At 66.5% G+C, this 12,085-nt stretch carries 7 protein-coding genes and 1 pseudogene; 2 read left to right on the top strand and 6 right to left on the bottom strand.

Annotated features, from left to right (window positions below; all coding sequences use genetic code 11):
- Positions 1-99 (top strand): annotated as a pseudogene (locus AC5O77_RS18745) (IS110 family transposase); the annotation flags it as partial.
- Between the two features lie 59 nt (positions 100-158).
- Here AC5O77_RS18745 and AC5O77_RS18740 read toward each other — a convergent pair.
- Positions 159-1,133, bottom strand: a complete 975-nt coding sequence (locus AC5O77_RS18740; RefSeq protein WP_049401092.1) for an RluA family pseudouridine synthase — start codon at positions 1,131-1,133, stop codon at positions 159-161.
- A gap of 407 nt (positions 1,134-1,540) precedes the next feature.
- On the opposite strand from AC5O77_RS18740, the gene AC5O77_RS18735 reads away from it, so the two are divergent.
- Positions 1,541-4,801 (top strand): Rne/Rng family ribonuclease, encoded by a 3,261-nt coding sequence (locus AC5O77_RS18735; protein ID WP_494507062.1) that lies wholly within the window; start codon positions 1,541-1,543, stop codon positions 4,799-4,801.
- Positions 4,802-4,978: 177 nt separating this feature from the next.
- Here AC5O77_RS18735 and AC5O77_RS18730 read toward each other — a convergent pair whose 3' ends face one another.
- The 5 genes from AC5O77_RS18730 to AC5O77_RS18710 are packed head-to-tail and all read right to left on the bottom strand — an operon-like array spanning position 4,979 to position 12,084.
- Entirely contained in the window at positions 4,979-5,866 is an 888-nt protein-coding gene (locus AC5O77_RS18730) for an endonuclease/exonuclease/phosphatase family protein (RefSeq protein ID WP_494507061.1), read from the bottom strand.
- Positions 5,867-5,868: 2 nt separating this feature from the next.
- The gene (locus AC5O77_RS18725; RefSeq protein ID WP_494507060.1) at positions 5,869-9,036 is read right to left on the bottom strand and encodes a discoidin domain-containing protein; all 3,168 of its coding nucleotides are present in this window, start codon (positions 9,034-9,036) and stop codon (positions 5,869-5,871) included.
- The gene (locus AC5O77_RS18720; protein WP_006378064.1) at positions 9,033-9,869 is read right to left on the bottom strand and encodes a carbohydrate ABC transporter permease; all 837 of its coding nucleotides are present in this window, start codon (positions 9,867-9,869) and stop codon (positions 9,033-9,035) included. Before AC5O77_RS18720 ends, AC5O77_RS18725 begins: the two co-directional genes overlap by 4 nt.
- Positions 9,866-10,747: a carbohydrate ABC transporter permease gene (locus AC5O77_RS18715; RefSeq protein WP_032129770.1), complete on the bottom strand. Its 882-nt coding sequence runs from the start codon at positions 10,745-10,747 to the stop codon at positions 9,866-9,868. Before AC5O77_RS18715 ends, AC5O77_RS18720 begins: the two co-directional genes overlap by 4 nt.
- Complete coding sequence (locus tag AC5O77_RS18710) at positions 10,744-12,084, bottom strand: sugar ABC transporter substrate-binding protein (RefSeq protein ID WP_478056941.1); 1,341 nt, start codon at positions 12,082-12,084, stop codon at positions 10,744-10,746. Before AC5O77_RS18710 ends, AC5O77_RS18715 begins: the two co-directional genes overlap by 4 nt.
- Position 12,085: the final 1 nt, after the last annotated feature.

Raw genomic sequence — 12,085 nt, 5'->3', positions numbered from 1 at the left:
AGAAAGCTGGCCAGGATCGCCTGGGGTGTCTTCAAAAGCGGCCGGGACTTCGATCCGGCCATGCTGAAGGTGGGTCAAGCCTGCTTCCAGCAGGCTTGACCGCGAACATAGGATCTCGACTCTACAACGGGAGCGCCGGGCACGGCCCGGCGCCAGCTTCAGCGCAGCCGGTCCAGCGCCTCGACCAGCTCATCGGCCAGCGGTGCGTTCAGCACGTACGGGCTCTTGCCGTCGTCCAGCGCGAACTCCAGCGAGGCCGCGTGCAGGAACAGACGCTTCAGCCCGATCTGCTCACGAAGCCGCTTGTTGACCGCAGGATCGCCGTATTTGTCGTCACCGGCCACCGGATGCCCCAGATGCTGGGCATGCACGCGGATCTGGTGGGTACGGCCGGTCTCGATGCGGACTTCGCAGTAGGAATGACCACCGCGACGCTCCAGCACACGGAAGTGGCTGATCGATTCCTTGCCGATCGCATTGACCTGCACATGGCGCTCGCCGCCCTGGCGCAGGCCCACGTGCAGCGGCGCATCGACCGTCATCACGCCGTCGGGCATGCGCCCGGCCAGCAGGGTCAGGTAGCGCTTGCGGATGCCGGCGCCGTGATCTTCACGCAGCAGCGCCTGCAGTTCGCTCAGCGCCGAGCGCTTCTTGGCCACGATCAGCAGGCCCGAGGTGTCGCGATCCAACCGGTGGACCAGCTCCAGGGTCTGGCCTGGGCGCAGGGCGCGCAGGGTCTCGATGGCACCGAAACTGATGCCGCTGCCGCCGTGGCTGGCCACGCCGGTCGGCTTGTTCAGGGCCAGCAGGCGGGCATCCTCGAAGACGATGGCCTGCTCCAGGCGGCGCATGAACGCCTCCGGCGGACCGGCCTTGTCTCCCTCTTCGGTGAGACGGACCGGCGGCACACGCACCTCATCACCCGCCTCGAGCTTGCGTTCGGCCTTGGCGCGGCCACCATTCACCCGTACCTGGCCGCTGCGCACCAGCTTGTAGACCAGGCTGCGCGGGGCACCCTTCAGCTGGCCGAGCAGGAAGTTGTCCAGGCGCTGGCCGGCACGGTCGGCGGGAACGGTGATCATGCGCACGGAAGGCTTGTCGCCAGCGGGTTTGGTGGGGTCTTGGGCAGTCATCAGGCTGTTTATTCTGTTACACTCGGGGGGCGAGATAAGGGATTGATTTCGTTGGAAGTTACTCAGGGCCAGAAGCCCAGCTTCCGACGAATCCGGCACAGTGCGCGACCACCGCCCGCGGGGCGGCCATGTTAGCGGCTCACCGGCCTTCCCGGCCATCGCCGGATGCCTGACACGCAACCGTGCTGAACATGTCCCGCGTGGCGCTCCAGCCTGGCTGACAGCTGCCTGCGGCCTGTAACACCCCAAAACCCATAAGAGTGAAGCGCTCCCGCGGCCTGCCGTGGTGTCGTAGCGCTGGAAACCCAAGCCGCCCTCCCCGCGCTTGCGCGAATGGGCGGCGAACCGTGTCCAGAGGCGAAACCCCATGGCGTTCCGCGCGGTAGCCGCTTGCGAGGAACGCAACAATGAAGCGAATGCTGATCAACGCCACGCAGGCTGAAGAGCTGCGTGTTGCCATCGTGGATGGCCAGTCGTTGTATGACATCGACATCGAGCAGCCGTCGAAGGAACAGAAGAAGTCCAACATCTACAAGGGCCGGATCTTCCGCATCGAGCCCTCGCTGGAAGCGGCCTTCGTTGAATACGGTGGCGGCCGCCATGGCTTCCTGCCGCTGAAGGAAATCTCCCGCGACTACTTCCAGGCCGGTGTCGACCACAACAAGGCCGGCATCCGCGAACTGCTGAAAGAAGGCCAGGAGATCGTTGTCCAGGTCGACAAGGAAGAGCGTGGCAACAAGGGCGCCGCCCTGACCACGTTCATCTCGCTGGCCGGCCGCTACATGGTGCTGATGCCGAATTCGCCCAGTGCCGGCGGCGTGTCCCGTCGCATCGAGGGCGAAGACCGGGCCGCCCTGAAGGACGCCCTGGACAAGCTGAACATCCCCGACGACATGGGCGTGATCATCCGTACCGCCGGCGTCGGCCGCGATGCGGAAGAGCTGCAGTGGGATCTGGACTATCTGCTCAACGTCTGGCGCGCCATCGCTGAAGCCGCATTGAGCAAGCCGGCCCCGTTCCTGATCTACCAGGAATCACGCCTGATCGTGCGCGCCCTGCGTGACTACCTGCGCGCCGACATCGGCGAGATCCTGGTGGACACCGAGGAGATGTACGAGCACGCCCGCGAGTTCATGCAGCAGGTGATGCCGCAGACCCTGCGCAAGCTCAAGCATTACAAGGACGACATCCCGCTGTTCAACCGCTTCCAGATCGAATCGCAGATCGAAGGTGCCTACGAGCGCAACGTGCGCCTGCCGTCGGGCGGCTCGATCGTGGTCGACCAGACCGAAGCGCTGACCGCCGTCGACGTGAACTCCTCGCGCGCCACCAAGGGCAGCGACATCGAGGACACCGCCTTCCAGACCAACCTGGAAGCGGCCGAGGAAGTGGCCCGCCAGCTGCGCCTGCGTGACCTGGGCGGCCTGGTGGTGATCGATTTCATCGACATGGCCTCCAACAAGCACCAGCGCGAAGTCGAGAACCGCCTCGCCAACGCGCTGAAGTACGACCGTGCGCGCGTGCAGGTCGGCCGCATCTCGCGCTTCGGCCTGCTGGAAATGAGCCGCCAGCGCCTGCGCCCGAGCCTGGGCGAATCGAGCCAGATCGTCTGCCCGCGTTGCGACGGCCACGGCCGCATGCGCAGCGTCGAGTCGCTGTCGCTGTCGATCATCCGCGTCGCCGAAGAGCATGCGATGAAGGAGAACACCGGGCAGGTGCTGGTGCAGGCCCCGGTGGAGATCGCCAATTACCTGCTGAACGAGAAGCGCAGCGCCCTGCGCGAGATCGAGCAGCGCCACGAGGCGCCGATCGTGATCGTCGCCGACGAGCAGCTGCACACCCCGCACTACACCGTCACCCGCCTGCGTGAGAACGAGCTGGGTGAAGAGAGCAACAAGCCCAGCTACCAGCGCGGCACCCCGCGCAAGCTGCCGGTGCACGCGCTGACCAAGGGTCAGCTGAACATCCCGCCGCCGGCGGTGACCCAGGTCAAGCACACCTCCCCCGCCCCGGTACGCGAGGAAGTGGAGCCGGCCGCAGCGGCACCGGCCCCGGTCGTGGCAGCGCCGGTTGCAGCGGCCCCGAGCGGCGGCGTGATCGGTTGGCTCAAGCGCGTGTTCGGTGGCGAACCGGCGCCGGCACCGGCACCGGCGGCTCCGGTCGCCCGCCAGCAGCAGGACGGCGGCCGCAAGGACCGCAACAAGGATCGCAACAAGGACCGCAAGGACCGTCGCGACGACAACCGCGGCAACGGCGGCAACGGCAACGCGCAGCAGCAGAAGGACGGCGGCAACCGCAAGGAGCGCGGTGAGCAGCGCAGCAAGGACGGCCGCAACGGTAACAACGGCAATGCCCAGCAGCAGCCGCAGCAGGGCAAGCAGAAGGAGCCGCAGCAGAAGGATGGCCAGCAGCAGCCGCAGCAGCAGAACAAGCCGCGCAACGAGCAGCAGGGCCAGAACCCGCAGCAGCCAAAGCTGAAGCAGCCGAAGCAGCCGCGCCCGCAGCAGGACGGTGACAAGCCGGCCGAGAAGCCGCAGCGCAACGCGGCCGAGGCACCTGCTGAAGCCGTGACCGCGGCTGCCGCCGTGGCCGCCACGGCGGTCGCCGCCAATGCGGTGACCGCGCAGGAAGCGACCGCGCCGGTTGCTCCGGTGGCCGCCGCTCCGGCAGAAGCCGCAGCACCGGTCGACACGACTGCCAACACCGCCAGCGAAGCCGAGGTGGTTGCGGTTGCCGGTGAAGAGGCTGCAACCGACGCCAATGGCGAGCAGACCGGCGAAGGCGCGACCCGCCGTCGTCGCGGCCGTCGCGGTGGCCGTCGCCGTCGTCGCGGTGGCGCCGAGAACGCCGCCGGCAGCGACGCTCTGGGCGATGACCAGGACGATGGTGACGACGGTGACGACGCCGACGGCGCCGAGCCGAGCGTCGACAGCACTGCCGGCACTGCGCCGGTCGCTGCTGCGCAGCCGGCCCGTTCGCAGCCGGAGTTCGACTTCGATGATGACGTCGAGCCGACCGCCGACGCCGCGAAGCCGGTCCGTGCCGCCGCTGCCGTTGTCGCCGCGCCGGTCGCAGTGGTGAGCAGCGCCGTGGTCGAAACCGCCGCGCCGGCCGTGGCCGAAACGCAGGCCCCGGTGGAAGCCGCTGCCAAGGCTGAAGCGGTATCCTCGCCGGTGCAGACCAGCATGCTCGATGCCATCGACGCCGCGACCCCGGTCCAGCCGGTGGCCGTTGCGGCTCCGGTAGCGGACGCAAAGCCGGCGGCGGCTGAGGTTGCCCCGGTCGTTGAAGCCGCTCCGGTGGTGGAGGTGAAGCCGGTCGTGGTCGAGGCGGCACCGGTGGTGGAATCGAAGCCGCAGGTTGTTGAAGCAACCGCGGTGGTTGAAACCAAGCCGGTGGCCAGTGAGATTGCCGCGGTGGTGGAGGCCGCCCCGGCCGTTGAAGCCACGCCGGTCGTCGAGACTGCGCCGATCGTCGAACAGCCGGTCGCTCCGGTGGCGGTCGAAGCCGCGCCGATCGAAGCCGCTGCCCCGGTGGCCGAAGCCGTGGTGACGCCGTCGATCGATCCGGTCGCCGATGGCCATGCCGACGCTGCAGCCCAGGCTGCGGAAGCCAGGGCCGATGAAGAAGACGAAGAGGCCGCCAAGCGCACGCCGCCGGCGAACTGATCGCACGTTGATCGCGTGAAAACGAAACGGCGGGGATCAATGATCCCCGCCGTTTCTGTTTGTGCGTCGGACGCGTGCAGCGCCCTGGTAGAGGCCAACCTTGGTTGGCGCCGTTGTTGGAGCGAACGCGGACACGCCCGTGCCAACCAAGGCTGGCAGCTACCGGAGCCTGCTCCGTCAGGGCTTCGGTGCGAACTGCAACCGGGTCCACACACCGTAGTGATCGGAAGCCCAGCGACCGCTGTCGTCGGGCTGGTCAAACAGGAGTTTCGCCTCGCGCGCGACCATCTCGTCCTGCTGGAAGAAGATGTGGTCAATCCGCGAGGGCGCCTGGTAGTAGTGACGATTGAGCGTACTGACCCCGGACAGGTCGGTATTGACGTGCACGCTACCGTAGCTGTCGCCGTAGTGGCTGCGCAGCTCGCTCAGGTCGCCGGCATCCACCAGCGCATTGAAGTCGCCCGCGATCACCACCGGCGCACCGGCCGACGTCGTGGTGATGAAGCGCAGCAGGTCCTCGACCTGGGTGCGACGGATGCGCTGCCCACTCTCATCGCTGCGCTCGTTCAGATGCGTGGCGTAGACGTTCACCGGCGTGCCGTCGACGTCGATGCGCAGGTGAGCCACGGTGCGGTAGTCGTCCAACGGCAGCAGCAGATGATCACCACGGGCGAGGATCGGCCGCCGGGTCAGCAGTGCATTGCCGTAGCGCTTGGGTGCCCCGACCGGATCGGTGGACACGAACACGTACTTGTAGCCGAGTTGCCTGGCCAGCCATTGCGCCTGGTTTCGCACGTTGCGGCGCTGGATCACCTCCTGCAGGGCAACCGCATCCGGCTGCAGGCGCTTGAGCTCGGCCAGGATGGTGCGGCGCCGGCTCGGCCAGTCTTCGCGGTCATGATGCAGGTTGAAGGTGACCATGCTCATGCCCGCTGCGCTGGCAACGTCGGGCGCCGCGTTCGCGGCAGCCGGCTCGGCCGCCATCATCACGCCCGGCACTGCCAATGCAATTGCCAGCCCCAGGGCACGCACCGACGTGCGCACCCCTGCCCCCTGTTGCTTCATCGTTACTGCCCCTTGCGTTCGGCTCGGCGCACTGCGCTCGGTACGTCGATCTCAATCCGCGCCGGCAGCTGGTGCACGTGCAGTTCCTTGTTGACCCACTCGGCTGCTTCGCCGTTGATACTCGCCTCGCCCGGATCACCGGCGTATGGCCACGGCAACACCACGCCTCCTACCGGTGGCACCAGGCCCGGCTGCACCTCCAGCACCAGCTGCTTGTCGCTGCGCTGCAGGCGGTAGTTGAGCTGGCCCTGCGGCGTACGCAGGCCTTGCACGACGATGCCCTCGCCCTGCAGCCACGCGGTCGGTACGCCGGCGGCCAGCACCAGTGACTCGTCCATGTCGCGGTTGTAGGCAAACATGTCCAAGGCCGAGCGCACGAAGTCCGAGGCCACCCAGGCATGCGGCAGGTCGCCAACAAAGAACGGCTTCCGCGGCGTACGCGAAACCACCTCGGCCCACTGGTTCCAGGCCTGCGGTACGCGGTCCTTGAAGAAGAACTCGGTGGCCTGCCAGGCGCGGTCGCGCCAGCCCAGGCGTACGAACGCAGCCACGTTGCGCCATTCGTAGGGCGTGTAGTCCTTCCACTCGCGCTTGCCATCGCGACGCGCCACGAATTCCTTCCAGTAGCGCTCGAAGGTCGCCTCCAGCGCCTGCTGCGGCAACCTGCCCTGTTCGCCGCCCGGGGCCAGTGCGATGGTGGTCGAGGTCGCGTCGAAGTCACCCAGCTCGGCCGAGCCCGGCAGGTAGTCGATGTTGTGCTGCTGCATCGCCGACAGCAGCGAGGCCTGCAGATCATCCCGGAACTGGTCGCGCGACTCGGCGATCTGCATCGCCTCGACCTTGCCCAGCTGGGTCGCCAGCAGGGCCGCGTCCTTGTAGCCGCGCAGTGCCCAGAAGTTGTCCCAGTACGAGTGCATCGGCTTGGCCGAATAGCCTTCGTGGCTGATGGAGGCCGGCATCATGCCGTAGAAGGCCGGGTTGCGTGCGCGGTTCTCCTCGGTGCGCTCGCTGGCGCGCAGCTGCTCCATGTAGCCGTAGGCGCCCTGCACATGCGGCCACATCAGCTCGGTGAAAGTGCTGTCGCCGGTGTAGCGCCCGTACTCGGCGATGCTGTAGATCAACTCGCCATGGCTGTCGTTCTCCGGCACCGGGTCGCTGCCGCGGGCATCGACGCAGCACGGCACCTTGCCGTTCTCGAACTGATACGGCGCATACCAGTTGATGTAGTCGCGCACCGCATCACTGCGGCCCATGCGCAGCAGGCCCTCGGAAATCATCGCGCCATCGCGGATCCAGCTGCGCGCATACGAACGCGTGCCCGGCTGCAGGCGTGGGCCGACGCGCGAGATCAGCATGTGCGCGACCGCGGTGCGCAGGGTATCCACCAGCGCCTGGCCCGCAGCCGGCACCTGCAGCGAGACCACGCCCAGCTTCTTGCGCCACTGCTCGGCCACCTGCGCCTGCGCCTTGGCCACGTCCAGCGCCTGCGGTGCCCAGCCACCGGTCTGTGGCAGCACCACCGCCACTTCACGGCTCTGGCCGGGCTCCAGCTTGATCGTGTACATCAGCGCACCCGACGCCATGCCGGTGCTGTCCTTCACCGCTGTGGTCGCCGGGTACGTGCCGCTTTCCAGATGCATCGCATCAAGCTTGCCGTCGAACGTACTGGCAAAGCGCGCGTCCGGCACCTGCAGCGGGTAGATGCGCGGCTCACCGTTTACCCGCACCAGCTGCTCACCCACGTCCAGTGCATCGATGCGGCTGAAACCACCGACGGTGTTGAGGAACTGGGTGGGCGGGTTGACCTGCCACGGGCGGATCGCCAGCGCCAGGGTGTACTCGTGCGCGACCTTGTCCGGATTGCTCAGCCGGTAGCGGCCGATCAGCTGCGCGCGCTCCGGCGTACCCTGCACGAAGCTGGTCACTGCCAGGCCGACCTTCTCATGCACCCAGTCGACGTTGGCGATCGGCAGGTAGTGATCCTGCAGCGACTGGGTGATGGCCACCTTCGACCAGTCCAGAAGCTTGCCATCGAGGCGGATGAACGGCTCGATGCTGAAGCTGCCCTTGGCCGGCTCCAGTGCGCCATCCTCGCTGATCAATGCCTGTTCCTGGCCACCATCAAGGCCGAGCAGGGTCCAGTACGGCTGCTCGCCCACATAGGCACGAGGCAGCGAGCCCCGTGGCAGGTCGGCGGCGACCGAGGACAGGAATGCGTTCGGGGTGGAAGCAAAGGCCAGCGGCTTGAGCGCGATGTCGCGGATGCCGTAGCGCCAGTTCGGACCATCCTGCAGATCGAAGCGCACGTAGCGTGCATCGGTATCCGGCAGCGCCAGCCAGTCACGGCCACCGGCACCACTGGTGACTTCGCGCACGGTACGCCAGTCACGGCCATCCTCCGAAGTCCGCACGGTGTAGCGGCGCGCCTCCAGGTTCGGCAGCCAGTCGATCACCGCACCGCCGATCTCGCGGCTCTTGTGCAGGTCCAGGCTGATGGTCTGCTGCTTGACGCCACCGCTGATCCAGAACGTATCGCTCTTGCCGTCGATCATGCGGTCCTGCAGCGCGGTGGCGGTATCAGCGATCACCGACGGCACCAGCGCCGAGTCATCCTGGACTGGCAGGCCCTGCAGGGTCAGCTTGTCGAAGCACACCGTGCCGCGGCCGCCGACCTTGCTGTAGATCGTGAACTCGACCGCAGCGCTGCGTGCCATTTCTTTCTCGGGAGACGGCCCCCACGCCTTGTCGATCTGGCGACGGCGATACTCGACCGGCGTCCACGCCTTGGGGAAACTGTAGCCGGGACGATTGACCCACCAGACGTTGTCGCCGCTGGCATCGATCAGCTTGAACTGCAGGTCGTTGCCCGGTGAATCACCGCGCAGCTGGAAACCGAAACGGTAATTGACCGGGTATTCGATGTCCAGCGCGCGGCGGATGCCGACGTAACCGGAGACATCGTGGAAGTCATAGTCCAGGCACAGCGCGCGGCCACCACCGGCGCCGCTGACCGGCCGCAGCGAACCGCTGACCTGGTCGGACAGCACCAGCTTCCAGGCTGCGATGTCGTCGAAGTCGTCCAGCACCTTCGGTGCCGGCAGCGCCGGTGGTGCGGCGATCGCCAGGGAGGTCCACAACAGGCCCAGTCCAACGGCGATCGCTCGCTTCATCCTTTGACGCTCCCCAGCAACAGACCTTGGATGTAGTACCGCTGCAGCACCAGGAACAGCGCCAGCACCGGAACCACGGTGACCACCGCGCCGGCCATCATCATTTCCACGTCCATGATGTGCTCGCGCGAGAGGGTGGCCAGCGCCACCGGCAAAGTGTAGTGCTCCTGGTCGGTCAACACGATCAACGGCCACATGAAATCGTTCCATGCGCCCATGAAGGTGAAGATCGCCAGGGTCACCAGCACCGGCTTGAGCATCGGCAGCACGATCTGGAAGAAGATCCGCAGCTCCCCTGCCCCGTCGATGCGGGCCGCTTCCAGCAGTTCGTCCGGAATGGAACGCGCGTACTGGCGCACCAGGAAGATGCCGAACACGCTGGCCAGCGCCGGCACGATCACGCCGCCGAAACTGTTGACCAGACCGAGCTGCTTCATCAGCAGGAACAGCGGCAGCATCGCCACCTGGGCCGGAATCACCAGCGCCGCCATCAGCACCTGGAACAGGCGCTCGCGGCCGACGAAGTTCAGCTTGGCGAAGGCATAGCCGGCCATGGTGTTGAGCAGCAACGAACCCAGGGTGATGCCGACCGACACCAGCAGGCTGTTGGCGAAGTTGCCGCCCATGCCGGTGCGCGCGAACAACTCATGGTAGTTGCGCGTGGTGATGCTGGACGGCAGCAGCGGCGGCGGGAAATGGGTCGCCTCGCCCTGTGGCATGAACGAAACCGAGAGCATCCACAGCAGCGGTGCCAGGCTGACCAGGGCCAGCACCAGCAACGCACCATTGATCAACCACGGGTACCAGCGCGACTGGCCGATTTCACGACTCATACCAACTGCCTCTTGCGGCCGAAACGCAGCATCACGGTGGTCACCGCCAGGATGATCAGGAACAGCAGGAACGCCACCGCGGAGGCGCGTCCCAGGTTCCACCACTTGAAGCCTTCCTCGAACATGAAATACAGCACGCTGACGGTGCTCTGCAGTGGGTCGCCGCGGGTCATCACATACGGTTCGGCGAACAGCTGGAAGTAGCCGGACACGGTGATCACGCCGACCACCAGCAGCACCGGGCCGAGCATCGGCAGGGTGATGTGCAGGAACTGCTTCCAGCGCGAGGCACCGTCGATGCGGGCGGCCTCGTACAGGTCATGCGGGATGGCCTGCAGGCCGGCCAGGAAGATCACCATGTTGTAGCCGAAGTTCTTCCACACTGCGAACAGCATGATGGTCGGCATCGCCCAGTTGGGATCACCCAGCCAGTCGATCGGGCTGATGCCCAGGTGGCCCAGGCCGTAGTTCACCAGGCCGTAGCTGGTATGGAACAGGTAGCGCCAGATCACCGCCACTGCCACCAGTGTGGTCACCACCGGCGCGAACAGCGCGGTGCGGAACAGCGCCTTGAAACGCGCGGCCGGTGCATTCAGCAGCATCGCTGCGCCCAGCGACACGCCGATCGACAACGGCACGCCGATCAACACGAAGTAGGTGGTGTTCCACAGCGACTTCCAGAACATCGGCGTCTGCAGCAGATCGATGTAGTTGCCGAGGCCGACGAAGCGCAGGTTGCTGCTGTCTGCCAAGGCATACAGGTCGAAGTCGGTCACGCTCAGCGCCAGCGCCGAGGCGACCGGCAGGCCGAAGAACATGCCCAGCACGATCAGCGAGGGACCGGCGAAAACCCAGCCGGCAAGCGAGGTACGTTTCATTGCGCGCTCCCGGCGGCCACGGCACTGCTCGATTGCGGCGACGGCACGCGCTGCTGCAGGCGTTGTTGTTCATGCATCCAGCGGCGCTTGGCCAGCACCTTGTCCACGCGCTGGTCCAGCTCTTCCACGGCCTTGTCCTGCGCCAGGCCACCACGCACCACCTTCTCGGTGACGATGCGCATTTCCTGCACGATGCGCTCCCACTCAAGCACCTTCGGCGTCGGCTTGACCCGCTCCAGCTGGTCACGGAACGCAGCGGCCAGCGGATCGTTGGCCAGCGACGGCGCGTTCCAGGTACTGCGGCGCGGCGGCAGGTCGCCGATGATCGAATGGAAGCGCGCCTGGATTTCGGGTCGCGACAGGAACTCGATCAGCTTCCACGACGCCTCCTTCTGCTGCGACTTGCGGAAGATCACCAGGCTGGTACCACCGGCAATACCGGCGCCCGGGCCGTCCGGACCCGGCAGCGCGGCCGTACCCCACTGCCCTTCCAGTTCCTTCGGCTGCAGCTTCTTGAACTCGCGGATGTTCCAGGGGCCGGAAATGTAGAACACGTTGAAGCCACGGAAGAACTCATCCCAGACGTTGGAAATCTGCGTCTCGGACATCTTCGGCGCCCAGCCCTGCTCGAACATGTTGGCGTAGAACGCCAACGTGCGACGGAAGCCCGGGCTGGCGAAATTGCCGCGGGTGTCGTCGTCGCGCAGCAACGGATCGGGCTGCTGCAGTGCCAGCGAAAGCTGCTGCTCGAACTCGTTGATCGGCATCAGCACCGCATAGCGGTTCGGGCCCTGCATGCGCTTGATTGCCGCCATCTGCTCGTCCCACTCCTGCCAGGTGCGCGGCGGGTGGTTGTAGCCGGCCTTGGCCAGCAGGTCCTTGCGGTAGTAGATCAGGCGGGTGTCGACGTACCACGGCACGCCTACCAGTTCGCCGTGGATCACATTGGTATCCCAGATGCCCTGGAAATAGTCCTTCGGGTCGACCACGGACGAACGCTGCACGAACGGCTGCAGCGGCGTCAGCGCGTCCAGTTCGGCGAACTCCGGCACCCAGGTGTTGCCCAGCTGGCACACGTCCGGCAGGCCGTCCGCGGCGAACGCGGTCAGCAGCTTCTCGTGCGCGGCGGTCCACGGAATGTTCTGCACATCCACCTTGATGCCCGGATTCTCGGCCTCGAATTCATGGATCAGCTCGCTGACCACCTCCGCCTCGCGTCCCATCGCCCAGAAGCGCACGGTGGTGGTGCCCGGTTCGGTACGGGCGCAGCCGGCCACGGCCAACACGGCCAGGGCAGGCAGCGCCCAGCGGCGCAGGCGGTCGATCCAGTTCGGCATC

The sequence above is a fragment of the Stenotrophomonas sp. INTA L402-1 genome, assembly GCF_059295135.1.
Note: the sequence above shows the minus strand (reverse complement) of the source record. Positions and strands in the feature narration are given on the sequence as shown.

Coding starts and splice junctions, on each gene's coding strand:
- AC5O77_RS18740 (WP_049401092.1), bottom strand. CDS start 1,133: ATGACTGCCCAAGACCCCACCAAACCCGCTGGCGACAAGCCTTCCGTG.
- AC5O77_RS18735 (WP_494507062.1), top strand. CDS start 1,541: ATGAAGCGAATGCTGATCAACGCCACGCAGGCTGAAGAGCTGCGTGTT.
- AC5O77_RS18730 (WP_494507061.1), bottom strand. CDS start 5,866: ATGAAGCAACAGGGGGCAGGGGTGCGCACGTCGGTGCGTGCCCTGGGG.
- AC5O77_RS18725 (WP_494507060.1), bottom strand. CDS start 9,036: ATGAAGCGAGCGATCGCCGTTGGACTGGGCCTGTTGTGGACCTCCCTG.
- AC5O77_RS18720 (WP_006378064.1), bottom strand. CDS start 9,869: ATGAGTCGTGAAATCGGCCAGTCGCGCTGGTACCCGTGGTTGATCAAT.
- AC5O77_RS18715 (WP_032129770.1), bottom strand. CDS start 10,747: ATGAAACGTACCTCGCTTGCCGGCTGGGTTTTCGCCGGTCCCTCGCTG.
- AC5O77_RS18710 (WP_478056941.1), bottom strand. CDS start 12,084: ATGCCGAACTGGATCGACCGCCTGCGCCGCTGGGCGCTGCCTGCCCTG.